The following is a 26,927-nucleotide window of genomic DNA, read 5'->3' as shown; positions in this document are numbered from 1 at the left end:
TCGCCGAGGACACACCCATGTTCGCCGTTCCAGAGAACACCGTCACGCGTGCCGAGAACCCGCTGCTGCGCCACCCCGTCCGGACCGCGCTGGAGTTCGCCGCCGACCGTGAGCGCTGGCGCAACCTGCTGCGTTACGACCCGGACGAGCGCTACGCCGCGCTGCTCGAACGGGACGCCGGGCAGGAGGTGTGGTTGCTGAGCTGGCTACCGGGGCAGCACACCGGCCTGCACGACCACGGTGAGAGCACCGGGGCGTTCACCGTCGTCAGCGGGCAGCTCACCGAGACCGTCACCCGGCGCGCCCCGGACGGGCGGGTGCTCACCGAGCTGCACACGCCCGCGACCGGCCAGTCCAGGGTGTTCGGCCCCGGCTACGTGCACGAGGTGCGCAACGAGGGGCCGGACCCGGCGATCAGCGTGCACGTCTACCGCTCGGGCGGGCGCACGCTGCGCGGCTACCACCTTGACCCGCTGACCGGCCCTGTCCCGTCCTGAGCCTCCCGCACCCTCGTGAGTGCGTAGCAGTGTTCTAACTCGCGTAGGCACTCACGAGAGGCGACGGGCGACGTGGTCCGGCACCGGGGCTTCCCCGGGGACGTAGGCCGCGGGCTCCGGCGCGCCGAAGACGGTCCGCACCGGCAGCACGCCCGCCCACGCGGTGCCGTGCTCGACGTCCTCGGGCTCGTCGACCGGTTCCCCGGTGCGCATCTTCACCGATGCCTCCGCGAGGTCCAGGGCCAGCACGGTCACCGACGCGAGCTCCTTCGCGTTCACGCCACGGGCGTGCTCCCACGATCCGGGGGAGAGGTGGTCGGTGAGCACGCGGAGGCCGTGCAGCTTCCCGGCCTTGTCGGTGACCTGCCGGGCGCGGCCGTGGACGACAGCGCTGCGGTAGTTCATCGAGTGGTTGTTCAGCGAGCGGGCGTAGACGATCCCGTCGAGGAGCGTGGCGGTCACGCAGACGTCGACGCCGTCCTCGGCGGCCCGCAGGCTGCTCGCGCCGGTCGAGCCGTGCAGGTAGAGCGTGTCGCCGTCCCGGCCGAAGCCGGTGGGCAGCACCACCGGTGAGCCGTTCAGCACCAGGCCGAGGTGGCAGATGAGGGCCTCGTCGAGGACGTCGTGGAGGGCGCGGCGGTCGCTCGCCGCGCGGTCCCGTTTCCGCGTGAGCGTGGAGCGGGCGGTGGAGGACAGTGCCGGTGCGGTGGTCATGGGCTCGGTGGTCATGGGCTCAGCGTTTCCCGGCCAGTGGTACTTTGGAATGGCCATTGACGGACTAGATCGGGAGTCCACTTTGCCGTCCGAGGACACCGCGCTGCCGGTCACGCTCGACCGCGGGTCCGAGGTGCCCCTGGCCGTGCAGCTGGCGGACGCGCTGCGCGAGTCGGCCTCGTCGGGTCATCTGCGCGGCGGCGACCGGCTGCCGTCCACCCGCGCGCTGGCCGGCCGCCTCGGCGTGAGCCGCACGGTCACCTCGGCGGCGTACGAACAGCTGCATGCCGAGGGCTGGATCGCGGGCAGGCACGGTTCCGGCACCTACGTGACCACGTCGCCGCCCACGGGCGGAACCGCGCGCCGCACGGTCGTCGAGGGCGATCCGGTGCCCGCCGACCTGCTCGTGCTCACCCCGGGCGTGCCGTGGGCCGACGGGCTCGACCGCGCCGCCTGGCGGCGGGCGTGGCGGGCCTCCGCGGACGAGCCGCCGACGCTGTTCGCCGCGCGCGCCGGGCTGCCCGAGTACCGCGCCGCGATCGCCGAGCACCTGTTGCGCCACCGTGGCCTCGACGCCGGTACCGAGTCGGTGCTCGCGACGGCAGGCACGACAGCCGCCGTGGTGGAGCTGGCGAGCGCCGTGCTGGCGCCCGGCGACGTGGTGGCGATGGAGGAGCCCGGCTACCAGCGGGCGGTGCACGCCTTCCGGGGTGCCGGGCTGCGGGTGGTGCCCGTGCCCGTGGACTCCGAGGGGCTGCGGCCGGATGCCGTGCCGGCCGGGGCACGTGCCGTCTACTGCTCGCCCGCGCACCAGTACCCGATGGGCAGCCGGATGAGCGCGTCGCGGCGGGTCGAGCTCGTCGAGCGGGCGCGGGCGGAGGACTTCCTGCTCATCGAGGACGACTACGACGGCGAGCTCCGCTACGATGTCGCGCCGCTGCCACTGCTGGCCTCGCTCGCACCGGACGTGGTGGCGCACCTGGGCACCACGAGCAAGATCCTGACCCCCGTACTCGGCGCGGGCTGGATGGTGGCGCCGCCTTCGGTGACCTCGGCGGTGCTGGAGTACCGGGAGCTGACCGGGACCCGGCCCTCGCCCGCGGGCCAGCGCGTGCTCGTGGAGCTCGCCCGCCACGGCGATCTCGGCAGGCACCTGCGGCGCCTGCGCCGGGAGCTCTCGGAACGGCGGTCGCTGCTGGTCGGCGCGCTGCGCGAGGCCGGGGTGCCGGTGCTGGGCGACGACGCGGGGGCGCACCTGGTGGTGCCACTCGACTCGGCGGAGCGGGAACTGCGGCGGATCGCCGAGGGACGCGACCGCGGGCTGCTGCTCGACGGCCTCCGCCGGCATTTCACGGGCCCGCCCACGGCCTGCGGCGTGGCTGTCGGCTATGCGGGCTGCTCCCGTGAGGCGCTGCGGGAAGCACTCCCGGTGCTCGTGGACCTGCTGCGCGGAGCGCAGGGGTAGGGTGGCCGCCCATGAGTAGCCGCAAGACGCGAGTCGCCGTCGTGTTCGGCGGGCGAAGCACCGAGCACACGATCTCCTGTGTGTCCGCGGGCAGCGTCCTGGCGAATCTCGACCCGGACCGGTTCGAGATCGTCCCGATCGGCATCACCAGGGACGGTGGCTGGGTGCTCGGCACCGGCGACCCGAGGGCACTCGAGATCCGCGGGCGCGAGCTGCCCTCCGTGACCGGCGGGAAGGCGCTCGTGCTCGCCGGCGACCCGACCAGCCAGCAGGTCGTCTCCGTCGACCCGGGCACGGGGGTCGAGGTGCTGGGTGGGGTCGACGTCGTCTTTCCCGTGCTGCACGGCGCGTTCGGGGAGGACGGCACCATCCAGGGGCTGCTGGAGCTGGCCGACCTGCCCTACGTGGGCGCGGGGGTGCTCGCCAGCGCCGCCGCGATGGACAAGGAGTACGCGAAGAAGCTCCTGGCCGCCGAGGGACTGCCGGTCGGCAGGTACGCGGCCCTCCGGCGTGGACAGTCCACCTTGGACGAGGGCGAGCGGGAGCGGCTCGGCCTGCCGGTGTTCGTGAAGCCCTCCAGGGCCGGTTCCTCCATCGGCATCAGCAAGGTCACCGACTGGGCCGACCTCGACGAGGCGATCGCGCTGGCTCGCCGCACTGATCCGAAGGTGCTCATCGAGGCGGGGGTCGATGGCCGTGAGGTCGAATGCGGCGTACTGGAGTTCCCCGACGGCCGGGTGGAGGCGTCCCTGCCGGCCGAGATCCGTGTGCTCGGCGACGACGCCGGTGCCTGGTACGACTTCGAGACCAAGTACCTGGGCGAGGACGCGGAACTGGACATCCCCGCGAAGCTGGACGACTCGGTCACCGAGCGGCTGCGCGAGCACGCGGTGCGCGCGTTCGCCGCGCTGGACTGCCAGGGCCTGGCGCGGGTCGACTTCTTCGTGAGCGAGGACGGCGAGCTCACGATCAACGAGGTGAACACGATGCCCGGGTTCACCTCGACGTCGGCGTACCCGAAGATGTGGGCGGTCACCGGCGTGGACTACCCGACGCTGCTCGCCACCCTGATCGACACGGCGATCGCCAGAGGCACCGGCCTGCGGTAGCGCGCCACCCTCGTGAGTGCGCACGCGAGTTAGAACTCGTTTGCGCACGCACGAGGCGGGTCAGTCGAATCGCGGCGGCACCGGGGGCAGTGTCGCGGACACGGTGTCGGAGACGGCCTGCAGCGGTCCGGTCCCGGTCCCTTCCGGAACCGTGAGTGCCGCGTAGACGTCGCGATCCACCACGTACCAGGTCGCGCTGCCCTGGCCGGGCACCTGGAGCCACTGGACGCCGTTGATGCTGCGCAGCGACGCGGTCCGGGTGAGCTCCGCCGGCCGTTCGAGCCCGCAGCGCAGGACGACCGCCTCCGGTCCGCCCCACGCGACGGTGGCGGGGGGCGCAGGCTCGGCCAGCTCACGCCGCTGCAGGGTCGTCCCGGACGACTCGAGCTCCGGTGGCAGCGCCTCGATCAGCCTGCCGCACTGCGGGGTGTCCGACTGCGGCGCCGGCACCGCCACGAGCGGGAGCGGGCCGCCCGACTCACCGGCATCGGACGGTTCGCCCGAGCCGTACGTCAGCCCGACCACGGCCACCGCGATGGCGAGGGCCACGGCGAGTGCCGCCGCGACGACGAGAACCTTCCGGGAGGGCGCACCGGTCTCCTGGGCACCGCTGCTCATGCCGTTACCGCCACCGGACCCGTCAGAGGTGCACCACGGGGCAGGTCAGGGTGCGCGTGATGCCCTCGACGTTCTGTACCTTCGCCACCACGAGCTGACCGAGCTGGTCGACGTTGTCGGCGGCGGCGCGGACGATGACGTCGTACGGCCCGGTGACATCCTCCGAACTGGTGACGCCGGGGATGCCGGCGATCTCGGCCGCGACGGAGGCGGCCTTGCCGACCTCGGTCTGGATGAGGATGTATGCGTGGACCACGGCGCGCCCCTTCGTCTGGATCGATCGGCTCAGGATAGGAACGTTGTCAGCAACGTACCGCAGGTGGGCAATGATCGGATATCCGAGTAGTCGGTGGCGCGAGCGGACAAGCACCGGAGGTGTTTTGTGCACGAGAGATCCACGTCCGGTGAGGGCACCGTGGCCGAGATCGGTGAGTTCGGCCTGATCCGTGCGATGACGGAGGGACGGGTGCAGCCGTCGACGACCCTGCTCGGCCCCGGCGACGACGCGGCGGTGGTCGCCGCGCCCGACGGAAGGGTCGTCGCCACGACGGACGTGCTGGTGCAGGGCGTGCACTTCAAGTTCGGCTGGTCCAGTCCGGCCAACGTCGGCCGCAAGGCGGTGGCGGTGAACCTCGCCGACATCGCCGCGATGGGTGCCGTGCCCACGTCGGTGCTCGTCGGGCTCGCGTGCCCCGCCGACACCGAGACCGCGTTGCTCGCGGAGCTGACCGACGGGATGTGGGACGAGGCGACCCGGGCCCGGGTCGGCGTGGTCGGCGGGGACGTGGTCCGCGCCGACGCGATCGTGATCAGCATCACGGCGCTGGGGGACCTCGGCGGCCGCGCGCCGGTGACCCGCTCGGGCGCCCGGCCGGGTGACATCGTCGCCGTGTGCGGACGGCTCGGCTGGGCGGCCGCCGGGCTCGCCGTGCTGGGCCGTGGTTTCCGCTCGCCGGTCGGCGTCGTCAACGCCCAGCGCTATCCCGAGCCGCCGTACGCGGCGGGTCCGGCGGCGGCGCTCGCGGGTGCGACCGCGATGATCGACGTGTCCGACGGCCTCCTCGCCGACCTCGGGCACCTGGCGGCGGAGTCGGACGTCGGGATCGACGTCCAGACCGACCGGCTGACGGTGGACCGGAAGCTGGTCGACGTGGGCTCGGCGCTCGGCGCCGATCCGCTGCGCTGGGTGCTCACCGGTGGTGAGGATCACGCGCTGGTGGCCACCTTCCCGTCCTACACCGATCTGCCGGAGGGCTGGACCCGGATCGGCGGCGTGCTGCTGCCGGACACCGGGGTGACCGTCGACGGCAGCCCGTACGAGGGGGAAAGCGGTTGGGCGCACTGGCGCTGATCCGGTTTCATTGGACGGGTGGACATCCGGATCACCCCCTTCGACCATCCCGACGCGGTGAAGCTGATCGACGCCGTGCAGCAGGAGTACGTGCGCCGCTACGGCGACCCCGACGTGACGCCGGTCGATCCGGCCGAGTTCGCGCCGCCGGACGGCCTCTTCCTGCTCGGCTACCTCGACGACGTGCCGGTGGCCAGTGGCGGCTGGCGCGCGCACGACGGCCCGGAGCCCGAGTTCCGGCCCGGGGACGCCGAGCTCAAGCGCATGTACGTCGTCGACGAGGCGCGCGGGCGGGGCTTCGCCAGAGCCGTGCTGGCGGAACTGGAACGCACGGCGGCTGCCGCGGGGCGCAGGAGGGTCGTGCTGGAGACCGGCACGCGGCAGCCGGAGGCGATCGCGCTGTACCGTTCGGCGGGCTACACGGACATCCCGAAGTTCGGGACGTACCGGCACGAGCCGGAGAGCATCTGCCTGGCGAAGGACCTGTAGGAGCGGCGATGGCGATCTACGCGCTCGGTGAGCTGGAGCCGAGCATCCACCCGGACGCCTATGTCCATCCGGACGCGACCGTGATCGGCGACGTGCGGATCGCGGCAGGGGCGTCGGTGTGGCCGCAGACCGTGCTGCGCGGCGACCACGGCCACATCGAGCTGGGAGAGCGGGCGAACGTGCAGGACGGGTGCGTGCTGCACTGCACGTGGCAGCATCCGACGATCCTCGGGGCGGAGTCGGCGATCGGGCACTCCGTGCACGTCGAGGGCGCGACGATCGGCACCGGCTGTCTCATCGCCTCCGGGTCGGTCGTGCTCAACGGCAGTGTGGTCGAAGACGGCGGGATGGTCGGCGCAGGCGCCGTGCTCTCCTACGGCGCACACGTCCCTTCCGGGCACATCGCACTGGGCGTACCGGCGAAGACGCGGCCCAACACCTCGTTCGGACCGGAGCAGATCGCGGCCGTGGTGGACGGCTACGCGCGGCGCGCGAAGACATTCCGGGCCGAGCTTCGCCGCCTGGACTGAGCGCGCTAGAGTCGCTGGCCGTGACCGCACGACCGCTGCCCGAGATCGTCGAGTCAGGCTGGGCGAGCGCCCTCGAACCCGTCGGGGACCGGATCGCCGCCATGGGCGAGTTCCTGCGGGCCGAGGTGGCCGCGGGCCGGCGCTACCTGCCCTCGGGCGAGAACATCCTGCGCGCGTTCCAGCAGCCGTTCGACGACGTGCGCGTGCTCATCGTCGGCCAGGACCCCTACCCGACACCGGGCCATCCGATCGGTCTGTGCTTCGCCGTGGCGCCGGACGTCCGACCGTTGCCGAAGAGCCTGGTCAACATCTTCAAGGAGTACAGCGACGACCTGGGGCATCCGCTGCCTGCCAACGGCGACCTCACGCCGTGGACCCGGCAGGGCGTGCTGCTGCTCAACAGGGCGCTCACGGTGCAGCCGGGCAAGCCGAACTCCCACCAGGGCAAGGGCTGGGAGGAGGTCACCGAGCAGGCCATCAAGGCGCTCGCGGCCCGGAACCGGCCGATGGTGGCGATCCTGTGGGGCAGCAACGCCCGCAAGCTCAAGCCGCTGCTCGGTGCCGTGCCGTGCGTCGAGTCGGTGCACCCGAGCCCGCTGTCGGCGCACAACGGGTTCTTCGGCTCCCGGCCGTTCAGCCGCGCCAACGAGCTGCTGGAGCAGCAGGGCGCCGGGCCGATCGACTGGAAGCTGCCGTAGGCACGCCGCCGTTCCGAGCGCACGAGAAAGGGCCCGGTGATCGCTCACCGGGCCCTTCGTCGTCGTGAGGTGGCTCAGCCGCGGACGACCTTGCCCGCCTTGAGGCACGACGTGCACACGTTCAGGCGCTTGCGCTGAGACAGCCCGATCTTCGCGTGCACGGTCTGGATGTTCGGGTTCCACCGGCGGTTGGTACGCCGGTGGGAGTGTGAGACCGACTTGCCGAAGCCCGGCCCCTTGCCACAGACGTCGCACACGGCAGCCACGTCGAACACTCCTCGAGAATAGGGAAACTAATCGGCCCGGCTGTGCCGGGCAACCTCGAACAGGGTAGCCGGTGCGCTCCCGGCCGCCGACGCCGGGTCGCTACCCTCGCCACTGTCCCTGGAGCCCGTGTGGAGAGGATACGTGGTGCAGGCCTTGGACGCGGCGGCCGTACGCAGGTGGGCCGACGCGTGCGTGCACAGCCTCGGCGCGTTGCGGGCGGACATCGACGGCATCAACGTCTACCCGGTCGCCGACTCCGACACCGGGTCCAACCTGCTGCACACGCTGACCGGTGCGCGGGACGCGCTCGCAGCGGAACCCGGCGTCGCGGACGCCGGTCCGGCGCTGGGCGTGCTGGCCCGTGGCGGTGTGCACGCCGCGCGCGGCAACTCGGGAGTGATCATCTCGCAGGTGCTGCGCGGGATCGCCGAGTCGGCGGGCGAGGCACCGGAGCTGGACGGCCCGGCGCTGGCCGCGGCGCTGGTCCGGGCCGATTCGGTGGCCACCGAGGCGGTGGCCCGCCCGGTCGCGGGCACGATGCTCAGCGTCCTGCACGCGGTGGCGACCGCGGTCGGTGAGCCCGGTTCGGTCCGCGGCGTCGCCGAGGTCGCCGAGGCCGCCGCGAAGGCGGCCGCCGACGCGCTCGACGAGACCCCGAACCAGCTGGCCGCCCTGGCCGTGGCCGGGGTCGTCGACGCAGGCGGCCGGGGCGTGGTCGCCGTACTCGACGCGTTGCTGAGCGTGGTCACCGGCGCGCAGATCGAGCACTCGCACCCGCTGCGGGCACAGGCTCCCGCTCCGGAGGCTCCCCGCGCCTGGGAGGTCATGTACCTGCTCGCGGACGCCGACGAGACGGCGCTGCCCGCGCTGCGCAGGGCGCTGTCCGGGCTCGGCGACAGCGTCACGGTCGCGGGCGACGGCGCGGGCAACCACGCGGTGCACGTCCACTGCGGCGACATCGGCGCGGCGATCGAGGCCGGGCTCGCGCACGGCAGGCCGCACCGCGTACGGGTAGAGCCGCTGATGACGCCCGCACCGCCGGACACCGGCGTGGCCAGGGACAACCGCGCGGTCGTCGCCGTGGTGCGCGGCGCGGCGCTCGCGGAGCTCATCGGCGCGGAGGGCGCTCCCGTCCTGGCGGTGCGGGCCGGTGCGGAGCCGACCGCCGAGGAGCTGATCGGCCTCGTCACCGAGACCGCGGCGACCCACGTGACGGTGCTGCCCGGTGATGTCCGGCTCACCGCCGCGGCCGAGCGCGTCGCGGGCCACGCGATGCTGGAGGACCGCGACGTGGTCGTCGTCCCGTGCGCCTCGCCGGTGCAGGTGCTCGCCGCGCTCGCGGTGCACGACCCGGACCGCCGCGCCAACGACGACGTGGTGGCGATGGCCGAGGCGGCCGCGGCGACCAGGCGCGCGGAGCTGGTGGTGGCGGGCGAGGAGTCGATCACCTGGGTCGGCCGTGCGCAGGCCGGTGACCTGGTCGGTCTTGTCGACGGCGAGGTGGTGCTGATCGAGCCCGAGGGCGCGGTCGAGCGGGCGGCGCTGGCCATGCTCGAGCGGATGCTGGCGGTCGGTGGCGAGCTCGCCACGGTGCTGACCGGGCGCGACGCGCCCGCCGGGATCGGCGACGCGATCGCCGAACGCCTGCGTGCCGGGCATCCGGAGGTCGAACTGGTGTGCTATCCCGGTGGTCAGACGGATGCACTGCTGGTGATGGGTGTGGAGTGACGATGGCCACGATGCAGGACCCGCTGCGCTCGCTGCTCGGCGCGCGGAGCGCGGACGCGCTCGCGAAGTCGCTCGACATCAACACGGTCGGCGAGCTGCTGCGGCACTACCCGCGCCGCTACGCCAAGCGCGGTGAGCTCACCGACATCGCCGGGCTGGAGATCGGCGAGCATGCCACGGTGCTGGCGCGGGTCCAGCACGTCACGAAGAAGCCGATGCGTGCCCGCAAGGGCAGCATCCTCGAGGTCGTGCTGACCGACGGCCACCGGAAGCTGAACTGCGCGTTCTTCGGCAACCAGGTCTGGCGCGAGCGCGAGCTGCGGCCGGGGACCACGGGGCTGTTCGCCGGGAAGGTCAACGCGTTCCGCAACACGCTCCAGCTCGCCAACCCCGAGTACGAGCTGCTCGACCCCGACGACTACGAGATGTCCACGATGGACAGCTTTCTCGCCGAGATCATCCCGGTGTACCCGGCCGCGGCGGGGATCCAGTCGTGGACGATCGGCAAGTGCGTACGGCAGGTGCTCGACGTGCTCGACCCGCAGCCGGACCCACTGCCCGACTCGCTACGGGCGCGGTACCGGCTGGACGAGCTCACCGAGGCCCTGCGCAACATCCACCGGCCGCCGAGCTGGGAGGCGCTGGACAGCGCCCGGGTAAGGCTGAAGTGGGACGAGGCGATGGCGATCCAGCTCATCTTCGCCCAGCGCCGCTACTCGGCCGTGTCCCGCGCGGCGCCCGCGTGCCCGCCGAAACCGGGCGGCATCGCCGAGGCGTTCGACGCCCGGCTGCCGTTCGAGCTCACCGCGGGGCAGCGGGAGGTCGGCGACAGCATCGCCACGGACCTGGCGAGCGAGCATCCGATGAACCGGCTGCTGCAGGGCGAGGTCGGCAGCGGGAAGACGATCGTGGCACTGCGGGCCATGCTGCAGGTGGTGGACGCGGGCAAGCAGGCCGCGATGCTCGCCCCCACCGAGGTGCTCGCGGCTCAGCACGCCCGTTCGCTCCGGGAGATGCTCGGTGACCTCGGGATGGCCGGCGAGCTGGGGGCCGCCGAGAACGCAACCAGGATCGCGTTGCTGACCGGGTCGATGCCGGCGAAGGAGCGCAAGCAGGCGCTGCTCGACGCGGCGAGCGGGGCGGCGGGCATCATCGTCGGCACGCACGCGCTGATCCAGGAGCACGTGTCCTTCGCCGACCTCGCACTGGCGGTGGTCGACGAGCAGCACCGGTTCGGGGTGGAGCAGCGGGACGCGCTGCGTTCTCGTGGTGCCGACTTCACCAGCCCGCACGTGCTGGTCATGACTGCGACGCCGATCCCGCGCACGGTGGCGATGACGGTGTACGGCGACCTGGAGATCTCGTCGCTGCGCGAACTGCCCGCGGGCCGTTCGCCGATCTCGACCACGGTGGTGCCCGTCGCGGAGAAGCCGGCGTGGCTGGAACGGGTGTGGCAGCGGCTGGCCGAGGAGGTCGGCAAGGGCCACCAGGCCTACATCGTGTGCCCGCGCATCGGCGACGAGCCGCCCGCGGACAAGAGCGACAAGCGGCCCGCGATCGCGGTGCTCGACCTGGCGCCGCAACTGGCGGAGGGACCGTTGCGGGACCTGCGGATCGGGGTGCTGCACGGCAGGCTGCCCAGCGACGAGAAGGACTCGGTGATGCGGGCCTTCGCCGCGGGCAAGCTGGACGTGCTCGTGGCGACCACGGTCATCGAGGTCGGCGTGAACGTGCCGAACGCGACCGCGATGGTGATCATGGACGCGGACCGGTTCGGGGTCAGCCAGCTGCACCAGTTGCGCGGACGGGTCGGCCGTGGCGACGTCCCGGGGCTGTGCCTGCTGGTCACCGAGGCGCTCGACGGCACAAGCACGCGCGCCAGGCTGTCCGCGGTGGAGTCCACTCTGGACGGTTTCGAGCTGTCCCGGCTCGACCTGGAGCTGCGCAGGGAGGGCGACGTCCTCGGGGCCGCCCAGTCCGGCAAGCGGTCCGGGCTCAAGCTGCTGTCGCTGTTGCAGGACGAGCACCTGATCGCCCAGGCCCGCACGACGGCGCAGCGGATCGTCGATGAGGACCCCGCACTGGGTGAGCACCTCGGGCTCGCGCACCTGGTCGCCGAGGTGATCGACGCCGACAGCGCGGAGTTCCTGGAGAAGTCCTAGCCGCCCGTCCCGCCCTCGTGAGTGCCTACGCGAGTTCTAACGCGGGTGCGCACTCACGAGGCCGGGCGTGCGCTGACGTACCCGATGGTGGTAGCCGGCTTTCGGAACCGGAGGCGAGCGGGTAGACGGGTGCGCATGGCACAACGACTGGCTCTGACCGTGCTCACCGCGTGCGTGGCCACCCTGGTCGCCGCGGCGCCCGCGCACGCGCAGCCCCGCGAGCAGCTCGACCCGCCGAACTGGGGGCTCGACCGGATCGACCAGCGGGAGGGCCTCGACCAGCGGTACCGCTACGACACCGACGCCGCCGAGGTCACCGTGTACGTGATCGACACCGGGGTGGACGGCACCCATCCCGACTTCGAGGGTCGCGTGTGGCGCGGACGTGACTTCGTCGACGGCGACGACTTCGCCATGGATGCCAACGGGCACGGCACCGGGCTGGCGGGGATCATCGGCGGCGAGCGCTACGGCGTCGCGAAGGGTGTGCGCATCGTGCCGGTCCGGGTGCTGGACGCCGAGGGCGGCGGCAACGGCCTTACCGTGGTGGCCGGGATCGACTGGGTGGTGAACAACGCGCAGCAGCCGGCCGTCGCGATGATCGGCATCGGCGGCCCCACGAGCGAGGCCGTCGACGAGGCCGTGCGCGGGCTCGCCGAGGTGATGCCGGTCGCCGTGCCCGCGGGCGGTTCGTCGGGCGACGCGGGTGAGCACTCCCCCGGGCGCGTGCCGGAGCTGCTGACCGTCGGCGCGAGCGATCGCGGCGACCGGATGGTGGAGACGTCCAACTTCGGCCCGGCGGTCGACCTGTACGCCCCCGGCGCGGAGATCGAGGTCCCGGGGCTCGGTGGCGGGACGTTCGAGCTGTCCGGTACGTCGGCGGCAGCGGCGCACGTCGCGGGCGTGGCGGCGCTGTACCGGGCGCGGCACCCCGAGGCGAGCGCCGCGGAGACCACCGAGGCCGTGGTGGCCGGTGCCACCGAGGACGCGCTGACCGGGTTGCCGGAGAACACGGCCAACCGCCTGCTGTACGCCCCCGACGCCTCGTGAGTGCGCACACGAGTTAGAACACTGTTACGCACTCACGAGGCGGGCGGACGTGAGGTCCAGCACTTGGGAGTGAACTCCCGGAGGGCGGGAGAAACGAGGTAACGTGCCCACGCTACCGATCCGAACAAAGGGAAGGACCGGGCATGTTCCGCAAGGTGCTCGTCGCCAACCGTGGTGAGATTGCCATCCGCGCGTTCCGCGCCGCCTACGAACTGGGCGCCGGAACGGTCGCGGTGTTCCCGCACGAGGACCGCAACTCGCTGCACCGGCTGAAGGCGGACGAGGCGTACGAGATCGGCGAGCAGGGACATCCCGTGCGCGCCTACCTCTCCGTCGAGGAGATCGTCCGGGCCGCCCGCCAGTCGGGCGCCGACGCCGTCTACCCCGGCTACGGGTTCCTCTCCGAGAACCCGGATCTCGCCCGCGCCTGCGAGGAGGCCGGGATCACCTTCGTCGGGCCGAGCGCCGAGATCCTCGAACTGACCGGTAACAAGGCGCGTGCCGTGGCCGCGGCCAGGGCCGCGGGCGTTCCCGTGCTCGGCTCCTCCGCGCCGTCCTCCGATGTGGACACACTGGTGGCCGACGCGGAGCAGCTCGGCTTCCCGCTCTTCGTCAAGGCCGTCGCCGGCGGCGGCGGGCGCGGGATGCGCCGGGTGGAGAACGCGGCCACGCTGCGCGAGTCGATCGAGGCCGCCGCCCGCGAGGCCGAGTCGGCGTTCGGCGACCCCACGGTGTTCCTGGAGAAGGCCGTCGTGGAACCCCGGCACATCGAGGTGCAGATCCTGGCCGACGGAACGGGCGAGGTCATCCACCTCTTCGAGCGCGACTGCTCGGTGCAGCGCCGCCACCAGAAGGTCATCGAGCTGGCTCCGGCCCCGAACCTCGATCCGGAACTGCGGGAACGGATCTGCGAGGACGCCGTCCGCTTCGCCCGGCAGATCGGCTACCGCAACGCGGGCACCGTCGAGTTCCTGCTCGACCGCGACGGCAACCACGTCTTCATCGAGATGAACCCCCGCATCCAGGTCGAGCACACGGTGACCGAGGAGGTCACCGACGTCGACCTGGTGCAGTCCCAGCTGCGGATCGCGTCCGGGGAGACACTGGCCGACCTGGCGCTCCACCAGGACCAGGTCTACCTGCGCGGCGCCGCGCTGCAGTGCCGCATCACCACCGAGGATCCGGCCAACGGCTTCCGCCCGGACACCGGGATGATCAGCGCCTACCGCTCGCCGGGTGGCTCGGGCATCCGGCTCGACGGCGGCACGGCGTTCTCCGGCACCGAGATCAGCGCGCACTTCGACTCGATGCTGGTCAAGCTGACCTGCCGGGGCCGCGACTTCAAGACCGCGGTGGGCCGGGCGCGGCGCGCGGTCGCCGAGTTCCGCATCCGCGGGGTGGCCACGAACATCCCGTTCCTGCAGGCGGTGCTCGACGACCCGGACTTCCAGGAGGGCCGGGTCACCACGGCGTTCATCGAGGAGCGCCCGCACCTGCTGACCGCGCGGCACTCTGCCGACCGCGGTACCCGGCTGCTGACCTACCTCGCCGACGTGACGGTGAACAAGCCCAACGGCGAGCGGCCACGGCTGATCGACCCCGATGCGAAGGTGCCCGCGCGACCCGCGGGCGAGCCACCCGCCGGATCGAAGCAGCGGCTCACCGAACTGGGCCCGGAGGGCTTCGCGCGCTGGCTGCGGGACGCCCCGCACATCGGCGTCACCGACACCACCTTCCGCGACGCGCACCAGTCGCTGCTGGCCACCCGGGTGCGCACGAAGGACCTGCTCGCCATCGCCCCGGTCGTCGCGCGCACGGTGCCGCAGCTGCTCTCGGTCGAGTGCTGGGGTGGCGCGACCTACGACGTCGCGCTGCGTTTCCTCGCCGAGGACCCGTGGGAGCGGCTGGCCGCGCTGCGCGAGACCATGCCGAACATCTGCCTGCAGATGCTGCTGCGCGGGCGCAACACCGTCGGGTACACGCCGTACCCGACCGAGGTGACCGACGCCTTCGTCGAGGAGGCGACCGCGACCGGCATCGACATCTTCCGGATCTTCGACGCGCTCAACGACGTCGAGCAGATGCGCCCGGCGATCGACGCCGTGCGCGCGACCGGATCGGCCGTCGCCGAGGTGGCGCTGTGCTACACCTCGGACCTGTCCGACCCGGCCGAGAAGGTCTACACGCTCGACTACTACCTCAAGCTCGCCGAGCAGATCGTCGGCGCGGGCGCGCACGTGCTCGCGATCAAGGACATGGCCGGGCTGCTGCGGGCGCCCGCGGCAGCCAAGCTGGTCACCGCGCTGCGCAGGGAGTTCGACCTGCCGGTGCACATCCACACGCACGACACGGCCGGTGGCCAGCTCGGCACCTACCTCGCCGCGATCGACGCCGGAGCGGACGCGGTGGACGGCGCGGTGGCTTCGATGGCGGGCACGACGTCGCAGCCGTCGCTTTCGGCGATCGTGGCGGCCACCGACTACTCCGAGCGGCCCACCGGCCTGGACCTGCAGGCGATCGGTGAGCTGGAGCCGTACTGGGAGATCGTGCGCAAGATCTACGCGCCGTTCGAGGCCGGGCTCGCCTCGCCCACCGGGCGCGTCTACCACCACGAGATCCCCGGCGGCCAGCTCTCCAACCTGCGCACGCAGGCACGCGCGCTCGGGCTGGGGGACCGGTTCGAGGACATCGAGGCGATGTACGCCGCCGCCGACCGGATCCTCGGCCACCTGGTCAAGGTGACGCCGTCGTCGAAGGTGGTCGGCGACCTCGCGCTGCACCTCGTCGGCGCGGGCGTCTCCCCCGAGGAGTTCGAGGCGGAGCCGGGCAAGTTCGACATCCCGGACTCGGTCATCGGTTTCCTGCGCGGCGAGCTGGGTGACCCGCCGGGTGGCTGGCCGGAGCCGTTCCGCAGCAAGGCACTGGCGGGCCGGTCGGAGGCCAGGCCGGTGGCGTCGTTGTCGGCGGAGGACCGTGCGGAGCTCGTGAGCGACCGCCGCACGGCGCTGAACCGGCTGCTGTTCCCCGGGCCCACCAAGGAGTTCGAGGCGCACCGCGAGGCATACGGCGACACCAGCGTGCTGCCGAGCAAGGACTTCTTCTACGGGTTGCGGCCGGGGGAGGAGTACGCGGTCGACCTCGAACCGGGAGTGCGGCTGCTCATCGAGCTGGAGGCGATCGGCGAGGCGGACGAGCGCGGGGTGCGCACGGTGATGTCGACGCTGAACGGCCAGTTGCGGCCGATCCAGGTGCGCGACCGGTCGGTGGCCTCGGACCTGCCCGCGAAGGAGAAGGCGGACAAGAACAACCTCAAGCACGTCGCCGCGCCGTTCGCCGGCGTGGTGACGGCGAACGTGGCCGAGGGCGACACCATCGAGGCTGGCGCGACGGTGGCCACGATCGAGGCGATGAAGATGGAGGCGGCGATCACGGCCCAGGAGGGCGGCACCGTGCAACGGCTGGCCATCAACTCGGTGCAGCAGGTGGAGGGCGGCGACCTCCTCATCGTCCTGGAATGAGCGCCACCTGCCGCGCTAGGGTGCCGTGATGCTGATCCACGCGGTGCCGCAGCGGCAGGGTGCGCTGACCCCGAACGCCGGGTTGTTGCCGGAAGGCTGCCGGCTGGTGGCTGCGCTGGCCGGTGAGGTGCTGGGCGCGCCGGTGCGCCAGGTGCCCGTCGACACCGGTGAATCGCCTGCACCATCCATAGTGGACGGTATAGCCAACAGGGCCGCGCTCTTGCGTAACCGGGACGCCCAGCTCGCGGCGCTGGAGGCGCCGGAGGGCAAGGTGCTCACGATCGGCGGCGACTGCGCCGTCGACCTCGTCCCGGCCGGTGTCGCGCGCTACCGCTACGGCGAGTCGCTCGGCGTGGCGTGGTTCGACGCGCACGCCGACCTCAACACCGCCGACAGCTCGCCGTCCGGTGCGTTCCACGGGATGGTGCTGCGCTCACTGTTCGGCGAGGGAGATCCGGAGTTCGCCGCGGCACCCGCGCTCGCCCCCGGCCGGGCGGTGCTGGTCGGCACCCGCGCGTTCGACCCCGCCGAACGCCGGGCCGCTGACGACGGGCTCGTGCGGCACGTGCCGGTGACAGCGGCCGGGGAGCCGGGCCGGGTCACGGCCGCCGTTGAGGCGACGGGCGCCCGCCGCGTGTACGTGCACGTCGATCTCGACGTGCTCGACCCGGGCGAGTTCGCCGCGACCGACTACCCCGAGCCCGGCGGGCTGGGCATCGGCGAGCTCGCGGCGGCTCTGGAGGCACTGGCCGGGCCCGGCGGCATCGAGGTCGTCGGGGCGTGCGTCGCCGAGTGCGTCGCCAGGGAGCCGGACGAGGTCAGGCCGCTGGTGCCGATCCTGGAGGCCCTCGGCCGACTTCTGGCGGATTGACAGCGCGGATTTCTGTCACGCCGTTGCGTGCCGTCTTCCGGGACTTTGTCACTCCTCGCGTATTGGGCCGGTCTTTTGCTGCCCGGGTGATACATTTCGGCGCTCGCTTTCGATGTGTCCGGTATCACCCCTCGACGACTGCGGGGAAGGAGCTGTGACTGTGGCCGGGCGCGTATTCGACGACTCCGCGACCTCGGTGGCGCTGCCGGGGCGGCTCGCCGAGATCCTGAGACCGGAACTGGAAAGCCTCACCGAGGAGATCATCAGCGAGGTCCGGGCACTGATCCCGGAGTACCGGCGGCCCATCGACGGGCCGTACGGCAGGTCGATCCGGGCGGGGGTGGAACACGCGATCACGCTGTTCGTGGAGCAGATCGCCGAACCGGCCGTGTCCAAGGAACACGCGCACGAGGTGCATCGAAGACTCGGGCAGAACGAGATGCGCGAGGGGCGCAGCCTGGACACCCTGCAGGCGGCGTACCGGGTGGGGGCCAGGGTGGCGTGGCGGCGGATCATGCGGGTGGGCCGCCGCAGCGGGCTCTCCTCGGCCGTGATGTCCCAGCTGGCCGACTCGATGCTCGCCTTCATGGACGAGCTGGCCTCGGTGGCGCTCGACGGCTACCTGGAGGCCAAGGCCGGGTCGGCGAGCGCCCTGCAGACCTGGCGGCACCGGCTGCTGCAGCTCATCCTGGAATGGCCGCCCGCGCCGGCCGAGGCGATCGCCGAGCTCGCGCAGCTGGTCGGCTGGCCGGTGCCGCGAACCGTCTCCCCGGTCGCGCTGCAACCGCTGAGCAGCGTCGCCGCCCGCCGCAGGCCCGAGCTCGACGACGACGTCCTGACCCAGCTCGGTGGCCCTGATCCGCACCTGCTGGTGCCCGGCGAGCTGACGAGCGCCCGCCTGGCCGCACTGCAGGACGCGCTGCCGGAATGCCGCCTCGCGATCGGCCCTGGCGCCCCGCTGACCGCCGCCGCCGACTCACTGCGCTGGGCGCGCCGCACGCTCGTCCTCGTGGACGAGGGGGTGCTGCCGAACCGCCGCGTGACCTGGTCCGCCGACTGCCTTCCCGCGCTGCTGCTGCACTCCGACGAGACGCTGCTCGGCCAGTTGCGTGAGCGGCTGGCGGCCAGGCTGGAGGGGCTCACCACCAAGCAGCGCGACCGGATGATCGAGACCCTGCGAGCCTGGCTGGACGCCCAGGGCAGCGTGGTCGACATGGCGGAGCGGCTGGCCGTGCACCCGCAGACCGTCCGCTACCGGATGCGCCAGCTGGAGGCGACCTTCGGCGGCGCCCTGCGCGATCCCGACGCGCGGTTCGAGCTGGAGCTCGCCCTGCGGGCCGGAACGGCGACCGCCGTTCGCTACACCGGGACACTGCCCGCACAACGGTCGCGCACGTAGCCCCGGCTCGTGAGTGCGTAACAGTGTTCTAACTCGTGTGCGCACTCACGAGGGGCGGCTAGCGGGGCTCCAGTGCGGTGATGACCCAGCCCTCGCCCGAGCTCCCGTCCTCGTCCGAGCCTTCGCGTTCCGCCGTCACCAGCAGCTGTGCGGCCGACACGCCGGGGCCCTCGCCCGCCCTGCTCGCCGACTGGTCGAGGAAGACGAGTACCCGCGCCCGGTCGCCGATCAGCGATTGCACCGCGGCGCCGACCACCCGGGTGGTCACCACCAGCCGCTGCTCCGGCGCCAGCTCCCGCACCCGGGTGAACAGCCGCTCGTAACTCTCCCCGGCCTGCCCGCGCAGCAGCCGTTGCGCCGCCCGCTCGGTCGCCGCCGTCTCGTCGAAGGAGTACGAGAGCACCTTGTTCAGCGTGTGGGTCACCGACGCGCTCACCTCGGCGGTCTCCTCGGCGGCCACGAGCGCCCGGTTCTGGGCCGACTCCGCCGAGCGCAGGGCATGTGCCTGCAGCACGCAGTACGCGCCGAGGCCGGCCAGCACGAGGGCGGCCGCGAACAGCAGCACCGGCAACCTGATCCGGAGTCTCATCCGCCGCCTCCCACCGGGACCTGGTCGAGCGCGCTGAGCTTCCAGCCCTCGCCGGTCTGCCGCAGCTGCGCGGTGAACCGGTTGCGGGTGGTCGCCGGTTCGCCGCCATTGCCGCCGCTGGTCGTGATCTCCACCGACACCAGCATGCGCGCGGTCCCCGCGGCCGGGTCGAGCTCGCTGATCGCCGCGTCGAGGACCTCGCCGGTGGCCACCGTGCCGCCCTCGCGCAGCGCCCGCTTCGTGTCCTCGCCGGTGCCGGCGAGCTCGTCGCGCAGTGCCCCGGTGGATACCGCAAGCCAGCGGTCGATGCCGGCGTCCACGTCGTTGTGGTCCAGCGTGGTGAGCCGGGCGACGTGCTCCCGGCCCGCGTCCAGCGCGGCGTCCCGCATGGCGGCGTGCGCCAGCGCCTCGTCGTGGGCGGCGTCGAACCAGAACCAGCCCGCCCATCCCGCGAACGCGGCGGCGGCGCCGAGCGCGGCGATCGCCGCGCGGGTCAACCGGTCGGCCACAGCAGCTCCTCCAGCGTGGTCGCCACCGCCGGCAGGGCGGGGGCCGCGAGCGGCCCCGAACCGGGCACCGCCACGTCCGGCACCCCACCCCTGGGCGCATGCTGCGAGCCGCGCACCGACCGCCGGTCCCCGCGGGGCAGCGTGCACGCGGCCGTCGTGTTGAACGTCGCAGGGCCGGTGTCCTCGCCCCTGCGGTAGGGCGTGCCCTCGTACCCGTCGACGCACGGCGGCGGCTCGAAGAACGTCAGGGCCTGCGACAGCTCGCCGCCGTCCGGCGTGATCGACGCCGAGGTGGCGGCCACGGCCTTGGGCAGCGTCACGAACAGCTGCTCCATCCCGGCGGCGCGCGACTCGAACAGCCGCGCCGTCGTCAGCAGGTTCGCCACGACGACCGACAGGCCCGGGTTCGTGTCCTCCAGCAGGCCGCTGAGCTGGGTGGCTGCGCCCGGTGCGGTGCCGATCAGTTCGCGCAGATCGCCGTCGGCGCCGGCCAGCTCGGCGGCGAACAGCTTCGCGTTCTCGCCGAAGGAGCGCCACGCCCGCGCCGAGTCGGCCTGTGTGCGCAGCACGGTGGCGCTGTCGTCGATGAGCGTCGAGGTCTGCGGCAGGTACGCGGCCGCCGTGTGCGTGAACGACGTGGAGGAGTCGAGCAGCACCTGCAGATCCGGGCCCGTGTCGTGCATCGCGTCGTAGAGCTCGTCCACGACGGTGCGCAGCGAGCCGGTCGGCACCGATCCGGTGAACGCGCTGAGGTTCGTCAGCAGCGTCTCCACCGGCAGCGGCAGCGTCGTCTGCTCGCGCCGGATGACCGAGCCGTCACCGAGGAACGGGCCGCCGTCGGTGCGTGGTTGCAGGTCGACGTACTGCTCGCCGACCGCCGACCGGTTGGCCACCACCGCCCGCGAGTTCACCGGGACCCGCGCGGAGTCCTCGATGAGCAGGTCCGCCTCCATGCCGTCGTCGGTGAGCCGTAGCTCGCCCACGCGGCCGACCGCGACCCCGCGGTAGGTGACCTCCCCGTTGGTGAACAGGCCGCCGCCGTCGTCGAGCTGGAGCCGCACCACGTACTCGCCGCCGCCGAACAGCCTGCCCAGGCCGGCGTAGTTCGCGCCGACGAACGCGACCGTGGTCAGCGCGACGACCACGAAGGCGACGACCTGGACGCGGATTCTCGTGGTGAGCATCAGGGCGAGCCTCCGTCACCATCACCGTCACCGTCCACCGGCGGCACCGGCAGCGGCGGCAGCGGCTCGGTGAAGCCGGGATCCGGCTTCATGGTGATGAACACGTTGAGGTAGTCGCCCTCGACGGCGTCGAGGACGGCATCGGTGAACGGGAAGGTGGGCAGGATCTCCAGCGCCCGGGGCAGGTCCTGGCCCGCGTCGGCCAGCCTGCGCAGGATCGGGGCGAGCGCCTCCAGGTCGGCGACCATGTCCCGCCTGCTCCGCTCGATCGTGTCGACGGCCACCGTCGAGAGCTCGTCGAGCGACTGCAGCATCGTCACCAGCGCGCCGCGCTGCTCGCTCAGGGCCCGCAGCCCCGGCGTCAGCTCGGTCAGCGCGGCGGAGATCTGCTCCTCGCGGCCGGCCAGCGTGGACGCGAGCCGGTTGAGGCCGTCCAGCGCGGCGGTGATCTCGCCGCGGTGCGAGTCCAGGTTGGACACCAGCTCGTCGACGCCGGAGAGGAACGACCTGATCCGCTCCTCGTTTCCGGTCAGCACGTTCGACAGCTCCCGGTTGATCGTCTGCAGCTGCCCGATGCCGCCACCGTTGAGCAGCAGCGAGAGCGCGCCGAACACCTCCTCGATCTCGGGGTGCCGGTTGGTGCGGGAGACCGGGATGAGTGCGCCGTCGGCGAGCCGGGCCCGCTCCTCGCCCGGCTCGCGGTGGGGTGCGGCCAGCTCGACGAACTTCTCGCCGAGCAGGCTCGACTGCCGCACGTTGGCCACCGCGTCGGCGGGCAGCTCGACGTCACCGTTGACCGCAAGCACGGCCTCCGCGGTCCAGTCCCGCGCACCGCCGAGGCCGATCGACTCGACGGTTCCGACCGGAACGTCGTTGACCTTCACGGCGGCATGCGGGACGAGGTCGAGCACGTCGTCGAACTGGACGGTGACGCGGTACGGGTCGTCGCCGAGGTCGGCGCCGCCGGGCAGCGGCAGGTCGTGGATGCCGGTGAACTCGCCGGGGGAGCAGGCCGCGGTCACGGCGCACAGCGCGACCCCCGCGACCAGAGCACGGCCTCTCATCAGCGCTCACCTCCCGAGTCGGTGCGGGGCAGCGGCAGGTACTCCAGCAGGTTCGCCCGGCCCTGCAACGTGCCGCTGTCCGGATCGAACGCGCCGAGCACGTTCGTCGCGGCCAGCGGAGCGATGTCGAGCGTCTCGGCCAGTGCCGCCTGGTTGTCCACCAGCACCTGGGTGGTCTCGGCGAGCTTGTCCACATTGGCGGCGATCGCGGCGCGGTTGTCGCGCACGAACGCCTGGATCTCACCGAGTGCCCGGCCGAGCGTGTGCAGCGCGGCGGACAGTTCCTCCCGGTCGGCCGACAGCGTCCGCCACACCCGCGCGAGTTGCTGGTTGGCCTCCCGCACCTGGCCGTCGTTGCCGGCCAGCATCGCGGTGAACCGGCGCAGTTGGTCGATGGTGCCGAACAGGTCGTCCTTCGAATCGGCGAGCGTGCGGGCAAGGTCGGCGAAGTTGCGGACGTTCTCGTTGAACGCCGCGCCGTTGCCGCGCAGGTTCGCCGCGCCGGTGTCCAGCAGTTCCGACAGCGCGCCTTCGGAGTTCGCGCCGTCCGGCCCGATCGCGGAGACGAGGTCGTTGAGGCTCGCGTAGAGCTCGTCCAGCTCCACCGGCGTCGCCGTGCGCTCGACCGGGATCATCGCGCCGTCGGCGATCCGTTCGCCCTCCCGGCCGAGCGTGGAGAGCTGCACGTAGCGGTCGGCGACCACGCTGGGGGCGACGATGACGGCACTGGTCCCGGCGGCCACGGGCACGTCGTGGTCGAGGCGCATAGTCACCTCGACCCGGTCGCCACGAGGCATGACCGCGTCGACCTGCCCGACGCGGACACCGAGCACCCGCACGTCCGAGCCGGAGTACACGCCGACCGTGCGGCTGAAGTAGGCGGTCACCCGCCTGTCACCGTCACCGGAGAAGATCCACCACAGCGCGCCCGCCGCGACCAGCCCGACCACCACGAGCAGGGTCATCGCCCTGGTCAGCCGGAGCCGGAACCGGGTCGTGGTCATGAGCCACCTCCGGAGATCCGCGGCGGCTCGCACGGATGCCGGTTCTCCGGGATGAGGCCGCAGATGTAGACGTCGATCCACCGGCCGTTGCCCACGGTGTTGTTGACCACGCGGAAGTACGGGGCGGCCAGCTCGATGCTGCGCTCCAGGTTGCCGGTGTGCCGCTGGAGGATGTCGGTCACGGTGCCGAGGCGCTCCAGTGCCGGGGCGAGCTGCGCCCGGTTGTCGGCGACCAGCCCGGAGATCTGCTCGCCCAGCCGCCGCGCACCGGTGAGCAGGTCGTGGATGGCCTGCCTTCGCTGGTCCAGCTCGGTCAGCAGCAGGTTGCCGTCCTCGATGAGCCGCTCGAACTCGTCGCTGGACTCGGCGAGTGTGCCGGCGATGGTCCTGGCGTTGCCGAGCAGCTCGGCGAGCTGGTCGTCGCGCGAGGCGATCGTCCGCGACAGCGCGGTGAGCCCCTCCAGCGCGGTGCGCACGTGGTCGGGGGAGTCCGCGAACGTCTCCGACATCGTGCGGAAGCTGCGCGCGAGCTGCTCGGTGTCGATGGCGCCCGCCGTGCCGGCCAGGTCCTCGAACGCGGCCGTGACGTCGTAGGGGGTCGTCGTGCGGTGCAGCGGGATCGGCTCGTCCGGGTCCTGCACCGCCGCGCCGATCGGGTGCAGCGCGAGAAACTTCTGCCCCAGCAACGTCTTGATCTTGATCTCGGCGGAGGTCTTGTCGCCCACCCAGGCATCGGCCACCCGGAAGGAAACCAGTACCCGGTCCCCGGCCAGTTCCACGTCGGTCACCTTGCCGACCTTGATCCCGGCCACGCGCACCTCGTTCTCCGGTTGCAGTCCCGCCGCCTCACCGAACTCGGCCTGGTAGGTCGTGCCGCCGCCGAGGATCGGCAGCTCTTCGTAGTTGAAGACCGCCGCCGCGACCGCCGCCATCGCGACGGTGCCGACCACGCCGAGGGTGAAGGGGTTGCGTTCGCGGAAGGACCTCATCGCCCGCACCTCTCCGGCAGCGGGTCCGGCGCGACGCCTCGCGGCGGGTCGGTGCCGAGCACCCCTGCGCACAGGTAGAAGTTCATCCACGAGCCGTAGCTGCCGAGCGTGCCGACGCTCTCCAGCTTGTCCGGCAGCAGCGTGAGGAACCGTTCGACGTCGGCCGAACCGGTCACGAGGTTCCCGGAGAGCTCACCGAGCCCGGCGATGCTCTGCTTGAGCGGCGGCCGGGCGGCCTCGAACAGGCCCGCGGTGGCCGTGCTGAGCTCGGCGATGCCCTCGATCGACTCGCCGATGGCCGCGCGGTCCTCGGCGAGCCCGGAGACGAGCCGCTGCAACGTCGACACGAGCGTGGAGAGCGCGTCGCCCTCGTTGTTGATCGTCTTCAGCACCGAGTTCAGGTTGCTGATCACGTCCCCGATCACCTTGTCCTTGCCCGCCAGCGTCGACGTCAGCGACCCGGTGTGCGCGAGCAGGCTCTCCACCGTGCCGCCCTCGCCCTGCAGCACCTGCACGATCTCGCCGGAGAGCTGGTTGACGTCCTGCGGCGACAGCGCCTGAAACAGCGGTTCGAAGCCGTTGAACAGGTCCGTGAGGTCCAGCGCGGGGCTGGTCCGCTCGAGCGGGATCTCGGCACCCGGTTCCAGCGTGCCGGGCCACTGCTCGCTACCTCGCTCCAGCGCGATGTAGCGCTGTCCGATCATGTTGCGGTACCTGATCGTCGCGGTGACGTCGGCGGGCAGCTCGCGCAGGCGCTCGACCGAGAAGTGCACGAGTGCGATGTGCTGGTCGACGACGGTCAGTTCCTCGACCTGCCCGATGCGCACCCCCGAGATGCGCACGTCGTCACCGGGGTTGAGGGCGGTGGCGTCGACGAACCGGGCACTGTAACGGTCCATGTCACCGACCCCGGTGTTGCCGATCGAGATGGCCAGCAGCACGGTCGCCAGACCGGTGACGACGACGAACAGCAGGCCCTTGAACAGCGGCGCCCCGACGTTTCTCACTTCAGCGTCACCTCCGTTCCCCGGTACAGCGGCCCGATCAGCACGCTGCTCCACCCGGGCACCGCGCCGGGCGTGACGCCCAGTTCCGGGGCCACCAGCGTCGAGAGCAGCTCCCGCTCCTGCGGCGAGTTGGGCAGGCCGAGGTCACCACCGGCGCCCGGCAGCAGCGCGTGCGCCTCGTCGCCCGCGGAGGCGGCGACCGTGCCCGCCGTTGGCGCCAGCCCGCTCGGGTAGCAACGCGGTCCGCCGGTCGCGTCGTAGACGGGTGCGTCGGCTCCCGGCCGGTACGCGCCGCGTGGCTGGGTGACGGAGGCCTCGATGTGCAGCCCCGGCCGGGACGTGCCGGCGCCCAGCACCTTGTCCATCGCCGGTTTCAGGTCGGTCAGCGCCTTGAGCGTGCAGGGGAAGCTGGGGGAGTAGCGCGCGGCGAGCTCCAGCGGTTCCCGCCCGGTTGCCGCGAGCCGGATCAGGTTCTCCTTGTTGTTGCGCAGGAACACAGTGACGTCCTGCGAGGCCGAGGTGACCTGCGCGTAGAGCAGGTCGAGCTCGGCGCCGCGCTCGTCGACGGTGCCGAGGGTCACCGCCGTGTCGGTGAGCGCGTCGAGCACGTCCGGGGCGATGTCGCCGTAGAGCCTGCTCACCTCGGCCAGATCGCGGACCGTCCGGTTGAGCTGCGGCAGGCTGGGGTTGAACTCCTCGAGGTAGTCCGCGGCGGCCACCAGGGTGTCGCCGATCTGCTCGCCGCGGCCCTCCAGCGCGGTGGAGACCGCGGTGAGCGTGCTGGCGAGCTTCTGCGGCTGCACGGCCTGCAGCACCGGCATCAGGTCGTCGAAGACGCGTTCCAGCTCGATCGCGTTGGCCGAGCGGTCCTGGGAGATCACGTCGCCCTCGGCCAGCGGCGGCGTGGTGGAGCCCTCCGGAATGGACAGTTGCACGTAGCGTTCGCCGAACAGCGTCTTCGGGATCAGCAGGGCCGAGACGTCGCGGGGCAGCCTGGCGACCTTGCCGGGATCGAGTGCGAGGCGGATCTCGGCGCCGTGCTCGACGCTGCGGATCTCCCGGACCTCTCCGACGACCACGCCGCGAGCCTTGACGGCCGAGGTCTCCCGGAGCTGGTTGCCGACGTGGCCGGACTCCAGCGTGACCATGACCGCGGGCACGAAGTCCTTCTCGTAGATCCGCACGGACAGCGTCACAAGCAGTGCGACGACGAGCAGGAACGCGACGCCCGCCGTGCGGACCCCGAGCTTGCGCAACAGTGCCCGCCGGTTCATCCCGCCACCTGCACCGTGGTCGTGGCGCCCCAGATCGCGAGGCTGAGGAAGAAGTCGAGCAGGCTCACCGCGACGATCGCGGTGCGCACCGCGCGCCCCACGGCCACGCCGACACCGGCCGGGCCGCCGGAGGCGCGGAAGCCGTAGAAGCAGTGGGTGAGCACGATGACGACGCTGAACAGCAGCACCTTGCCGAACGACCACAGCACGTCGACGGGTGGCAGGAACAGCTCGAAGTAGTGGTCGTACGTGCCCGCCGACTGCCCGAAGAACCACACGGTGATCTGCCGCGACGCGACATAGGAGCTCAACAGCCCCACCGCGTACAGCGGAATGATCGCGAGGAAACCGGCCAGGATGCGGGTGGTGACGAGGTAGGGCACGCTGGGCACGCCCATCACCTCCAGCGCGTCGATCTCCTCCGAGATCCGCATCGCGCCGAGCTGCGCGGTGAAGCCGCAGCCGACCGTCGCCGAAAGGGCCAGCCCGGCCACGAGCGGGGCGATCTCCCTGGTGTTGAAGTAGGCGGAGATGAACCCGGCGAAGGCGGCCGTGCCGACCTGGTTGAGCGCCGTGTAGCCCTGCATGCCGACGACCACGCCGGTGAACATGGTCATGCCGACCATCACGCCGATCGTGCCGCCGATCACGGCCAGCGCCCCGCTGCCGAAGCTCACCTCGGCGAGCAGGCGGACGATCTCCTTGGTGTAGCGGCGAAGGGCGCGCGGTGTCCACGCGAGCGCCCGCACACAGAACAGGATCGCCTCGCCGAGCGTGTCGAGAAAGCTGAACCGGCGGTCGACGGATTCGAGCGCCCGCCGGGTCGGGGTGGTCACCACGT

At 72.2% G+C, this 26,927-nt stretch carries 26 protein-coding genes; 13 read left to right on the top strand and 13 right to left on the bottom strand.

What is annotated here, in order from left to right; all coding sequences use genetic code 11:
* Nucleotides 1-17 precede the first annotated feature (17 nt).
* Nucleotides 18-497 (top strand): cysteine dioxygenase, encoded by a 480-nt coding sequence (locus tag JAP66_RS05255; RefSeq protein WP_199430400.1) that lies wholly within the window; start codon nucleotides 18-20, stop codon nucleotides 495-497.
* Nucleotides 498-548: 51 nt separating this feature from the next.
* Here JAP66_RS05255 and JAP66_RS05250 read toward each other — a convergent pair whose 3' ends face one another.
* On the bottom strand, nucleotides 549-1,226 hold the full coding sequence (locus JAP66_RS05250; RefSeq protein WP_372448939.1) for a pyridoxamine 5'-phosphate oxidase family protein: 678 nt from the start codon (nucleotides 1,224-1,226) through the stop codon (nucleotides 549-551).
* 34 nt (nucleotides 1,227-1,260) lie between these two features.
* On the opposite strand from JAP66_RS05250, the gene pdxR reads away from it, so the two are divergent.
* On the top strand, nucleotides 1,261-2,676 hold the full coding sequence (gene pdxR / locus JAP66_RS05245) for a MocR-like pyridoxine biosynthesis transcription factor PdxR (RefSeq protein WP_199430399.1): 1,416 nt from the start codon (nucleotides 1,261-1,263) through the stop codon (nucleotides 2,674-2,676).
* Nucleotides 2,677-2,687: 11 nt separating this feature from the next.
* Entirely contained in the window at nucleotides 2,688-3,785 is a 1,098-nt protein-coding gene (locus JAP66_RS05240) for a D-alanine--D-alanine ligase family protein (RefSeq protein WP_199430398.1), read from the top strand.
* A gap of 60 nt (nucleotides 3,786-3,845) precedes the next feature.
* Here JAP66_RS05240 and JAP66_RS05235 read toward each other — a convergent pair whose 3' ends face one another.
* Together JAP66_RS05235 and JAP66_RS05230 are read right to left on the bottom strand one after the other, a co-directional pair.
* Complete coding sequence (locus tag JAP66_RS05235) at nucleotides 3,846-4,403, bottom strand: DUF3515 domain-containing protein (RefSeq protein WP_199430397.1); 558 nt, start codon at nucleotides 4,401-4,403, stop codon at nucleotides 3,846-3,848.
* A gap of 22 nt (nucleotides 4,404-4,425) precedes the next feature.
* A complete protein-coding gene (locus JAP66_RS05230) occupies nucleotides 4,426-4,659 on the bottom strand; it encodes an Lrp/AsnC family transcriptional regulator (protein WP_106178414.1) in 234 nt (77 codons plus the stop codon).
* Between the two features lie 126 nt (nucleotides 4,660-4,785).
* Between JAP66_RS05230 and JAP66_RS05225 the strand changes: the two genes are divergently transcribed.
* The 4 genes from JAP66_RS05225 to JAP66_RS05210 are packed head-to-tail and all read left to right on the top strand — an operon-like array spanning nucleotide 4,786 to nucleotide 7,471.
* Entirely contained in the window at nucleotides 4,786-5,754 is a 969-nt protein-coding gene (locus tag JAP66_RS05225; RefSeq protein WP_199430396.1) for a thiamine-phosphate kinase, read from the top strand.
* Between the two features lie 18 nt (nucleotides 5,755-5,772).
* Nucleotides 5,773-6,243 carry a GNAT family N-acetyltransferase gene (locus tag JAP66_RS05220; protein WP_199430395.1) on the top strand — a complete coding sequence of 157 codons (471 nt, stop codon included), beginning with the start codon at nucleotides 5,773-5,775 and terminating at the stop codon, nucleotides 6,241-6,243.
* Nucleotides 6,244-6,251: 8 nt separating this feature from the next.
* A complete protein-coding gene (locus JAP66_RS05215) occupies nucleotides 6,252-6,773 on the top strand; it encodes a gamma carbonic anhydrase family protein (RefSeq protein WP_199430394.1) in 522 nt (173 codons plus the stop codon).
* Between the two features lie 20 nt (nucleotides 6,774-6,793).
* Complete coding sequence (locus JAP66_RS05210) at nucleotides 6,794-7,471, top strand: uracil-DNA glycosylase (RefSeq protein ID WP_199430393.1); 678 nt, start codon at nucleotides 6,794-6,796, stop codon at nucleotides 7,469-7,471.
* A gap of 74 nt (nucleotides 7,472-7,545) precedes the next feature.
* Here JAP66_RS05210 and rpmB read toward each other — a convergent pair whose 3' ends face one another.
* Nucleotides 7,546-7,737: a 50S ribosomal protein L28 gene (gene rpmB, locus JAP66_RS05205; protein WP_112272104.1), complete on the bottom strand. Its 192-nt coding sequence runs from the start codon at nucleotides 7,735-7,737 to the stop codon at nucleotides 7,546-7,548.
* Nucleotides 7,738-7,882: 145 nt separating this feature from the next.
* On the opposite strand from rpmB, the gene JAP66_RS05200 reads away from it, so the two are divergent.
* The 6 genes from JAP66_RS05200 to JAP66_RS05175 all read left to right on the top strand — a co-directional run bounded on the left by JAP66_RS05200 (nucleotide 7,883) and on the right by JAP66_RS05175 (nucleotide 18,466).
* Nucleotides 7,883-9,466 (top strand): DAK2 domain-containing protein, encoded by a 1,584-nt coding sequence (locus JAP66_RS05200; protein ID WP_199430626.1) that lies wholly within the window; start codon nucleotides 7,883-7,885, stop codon nucleotides 9,464-9,466.
* A gap of 2 nt (nucleotides 9,467-9,468) precedes the next feature.
* On the top strand, nucleotides 9,469-11,628 hold the full coding sequence (gene recG, locus JAP66_RS05195; RefSeq protein WP_199430392.1) for an ATP-dependent DNA helicase RecG: 2,160 nt from the start codon (nucleotides 9,469-9,471) through the stop codon (nucleotides 11,626-11,628).
* Nucleotides 11,629-11,763: 135 nt separating this feature from the next.
* A complete protein-coding gene (locus JAP66_RS05190) occupies nucleotides 11,764-12,678 on the top strand; it encodes a S8 family peptidase (protein ID WP_199430391.1) in 915 nt (304 codons plus the stop codon).
* A 143-nt stretch (nucleotides 12,679-12,821) separates the two neighbouring features.
* Entirely contained in the window at nucleotides 12,822-16,196 is a 3,375-nt protein-coding gene (locus tag JAP66_RS05185; RefSeq protein WP_199430390.1) for a pyruvate carboxylase, read from the top strand.
* Between the two features lie 28 nt (nucleotides 16,197-16,224).
* Nucleotides 16,225-17,067, top strand: coding sequence for an arginase family protein (locus JAP66_RS05180; protein ID WP_199430389.1), 843 nt, complete (start codon nucleotides 16,225-16,227; stop codon nucleotides 17,065-17,067).
* Nucleotides 17,068-17,227: 160 nt separating this feature from the next.
* The gene (locus JAP66_RS05175) at nucleotides 17,228-18,466 is read left to right on the top strand and encodes a PucR family transcriptional regulator (RefSeq protein WP_307849443.1); all 1,239 of its coding nucleotides are present in this window, start codon (nucleotides 17,228-17,230) and stop codon (nucleotides 18,464-18,466) included.
* A 58-nt stretch (nucleotides 18,467-18,524) separates the two neighbouring features.
* Here JAP66_RS05175 and JAP66_RS05170 read toward each other — a convergent pair whose 3' ends face one another.
* Genes JAP66_RS05170 through JAP66_RS05130 form a run of 9 tightly spaced genes read right to left on the bottom strand, consistent with a single transcriptional unit; the run spans nucleotide 18,525 to nucleotide 26,925 of the window.
* Nucleotides 18,525-19,055, bottom strand: a complete 531-nt coding sequence (locus JAP66_RS05170; protein ID WP_199430387.1) for a hypothetical protein — start codon at nucleotides 19,053-19,055, stop codon at nucleotides 18,525-18,527.
* On the bottom strand, nucleotides 19,052-19,564 hold the full coding sequence (locus JAP66_RS05165; protein WP_199430386.1) for an Rv1363c family protein: 513 nt from the start codon (nucleotides 19,562-19,564) through the stop codon (nucleotides 19,052-19,054). Before JAP66_RS05165 ends, JAP66_RS05170 begins: the two co-directional genes overlap by 4 nt.
* Nucleotides 19,549-20,748, bottom strand: coding sequence for an MCE family protein (locus JAP66_RS05160; RefSeq protein ID WP_199430385.1), 1,200 nt, complete (start codon nucleotides 20,746-20,748; stop codon nucleotides 19,549-19,551). The genes JAP66_RS05165 and JAP66_RS05160 overlap by 16 nt, the downstream gene beginning before the upstream one ends.
* Nucleotides 20,748-21,812, bottom strand: coding sequence for an MCE family protein (locus JAP66_RS05155; protein WP_199430384.1), 1,065 nt, complete (start codon nucleotides 21,810-21,812; stop codon nucleotides 20,748-20,750). Before JAP66_RS05155 ends, JAP66_RS05160 begins: the two co-directional genes overlap by 1 nt.
* Complete coding sequence (locus JAP66_RS05150) at nucleotides 21,812-22,816, bottom strand: MCE family protein (protein WP_199430383.1); 1,005 nt, start codon at nucleotides 22,814-22,816, stop codon at nucleotides 21,812-21,814. Before JAP66_RS05150 ends, JAP66_RS05155 begins: the two co-directional genes overlap by 1 nt.
* The gene (locus JAP66_RS05145) at nucleotides 22,813-23,805 is read right to left on the bottom strand and encodes an MCE family protein (protein WP_199430382.1); all 993 of its coding nucleotides are present in this window, start codon (nucleotides 23,803-23,805) and stop codon (nucleotides 22,813-22,815) included. Before JAP66_RS05145 ends, JAP66_RS05150 begins: the two co-directional genes overlap by 4 nt.
* Nucleotides 23,802-24,812 (bottom strand): MCE family protein, encoded by a 1,011-nt coding sequence (locus tag JAP66_RS05140; RefSeq protein WP_199430381.1) that lies wholly within the window; start codon nucleotides 24,810-24,812, stop codon nucleotides 23,802-23,804. The genes JAP66_RS05145 and JAP66_RS05140 overlap by 4 nt, the downstream gene beginning before the upstream one ends.
* Complete coding sequence (locus JAP66_RS05135; RefSeq protein ID WP_199430380.1) at nucleotides 24,809-26,086, bottom strand: MCE family protein; 1,278 nt, start codon at nucleotides 26,084-26,086, stop codon at nucleotides 24,809-24,811. Before JAP66_RS05135 ends, JAP66_RS05140 begins: the two co-directional genes overlap by 4 nt.
* Nucleotides 26,083-26,925: an MlaE family ABC transporter permease gene (locus JAP66_RS05130; protein WP_199430379.1), complete on the bottom strand. Its 843-nt coding sequence runs from the start codon at nucleotides 26,923-26,925 to the stop codon at nucleotides 26,083-26,085. The genes JAP66_RS05135 and JAP66_RS05130 overlap by 4 nt, the downstream gene beginning before the upstream one ends.
* Nucleotides 26,926-26,927 lie beyond the last annotated feature (2 nt).

It is taken from the genome of Qaidamihabitans albus, assembly GCF_016464705.1.
GTDB classification, from domain to species: Bacteria; Actinomycetota; Actinomycetes; order Mycobacteriales; family Pseudonocardiaceae; genus Qaidamihabitans; species Qaidamihabitans albus.
This window is presented reverse-complemented; position numbering and strand designations above follow the sequence as displayed.

What these genes read in the sequence shown, in the direction of transcription:
- JAP66_RS05240 (WP_199430398.1), top strand. Translation starts at nt 2,688, where the DNA reads ATGAGTAGCCGCAAGACGCGAGTCGCCGTCGTGTTCGGCGGGCGAAGC.
- JAP66_RS05235 (WP_199430397.1), bottom strand. Translation starts at nt 4,403, where the DNA reads ATGAGCAGCGGTGCCCAGGAGACCGGTGCGCCCTCCCGGAAGGTTCTC.
- JAP66_RS05215 (WP_199430394.1), top strand. Translation starts at nt 6,252, where the DNA reads ATGGCGATCTACGCGCTCGGTGAGCTGGAGCCGAGCATCCACCCGGAC.
- JAP66_RS05150 (WP_199430383.1), bottom strand. Translation starts at nt 22,816, where the DNA reads ATGACCACGACCCGGTTCCGGCTCCGGCTGACCAGGGCGATGACCCTG.
- JAP66_RS05250 (WP_372448939.1), bottom strand. Translation starts at nt 1,226, where the DNA reads ATGACCACCGAGCCCATGACCACCGCACCGGCACTGTCCTCCACCGCC.
- pdxR (WP_199430399.1), top strand. Translation starts at nt 1,261, where the DNA reads ATGGCCATTGACGGACTAGATCGGGAGTCCACTTTGCCGTCCGAGGAC.
- JAP66_RS05160 (WP_199430385.1), bottom strand. Translation starts at nt 20,748, where the DNA reads ATGCTCACCACGAGAATCCGCGTCCAGGTCGTCGCCTTCGTGGTCGTC.
- JAP66_RS05185 (WP_199430390.1), top strand. Translation starts at nt 12,822, where the DNA reads ATGTTCCGCAAGGTGCTCGTCGCCAACCGTGGTGAGATTGCCATCCGC.
- JAP66_RS05155 (WP_199430384.1), bottom strand. Translation starts at nt 21,812, where the DNA reads ATGAGAGGCCGTGCTCTGGTCGCGGGGGTCGCGCTGTGCGCCGTGACC.
- JAP66_RS05170 (WP_199430387.1), bottom strand. Translation starts at nt 19,055, where the DNA reads ATGAGACTCCGGATCAGGTTGCCGGTGCTGCTGTTCGCGGCCGCCCTC.
- JAP66_RS05255 (WP_199430400.1), top strand. Translation starts at nt 18, where the DNA reads ATGTTCGCCGTTCCAGAGAACACCGTCACGCGTGCCGAGAACCCGCTG.
- JAP66_RS05180 (WP_199430389.1), top strand. Translation starts at nt 16,225, where the DNA reads ATGCTGATCCACGCGGTGCCGCAGCGGCAGGGTGCGCTGACCCCGAAC.
- recG (WP_199430392.1), top strand. Translation starts at nt 9,469, where the DNA reads ATGGCCACGATGCAGGACCCGCTGCGCTCGCTGCTCGGCGCGCGGAGC.
- JAP66_RS05190 (WP_199430391.1), top strand. Translation starts at nt 11,764, where the DNA reads ATGGCACAACGACTGGCTCTGACCGTGCTCACCGCGTGCGTGGCCACC.
- JAP66_RS05145 (WP_199430382.1), bottom strand. Translation starts at nt 23,805, where the DNA reads ATGAGGTCCTTCCGCGAACGCAACCCCTTCACCCTCGGCGTGGTCGGC.
- JAP66_RS05135 (WP_199430380.1), bottom strand. Translation starts at nt 26,086, where the DNA reads ATGAACCGGCGGGCACTGTTGCGCAAGCTCGGGGTCCGCACGGCGGGC.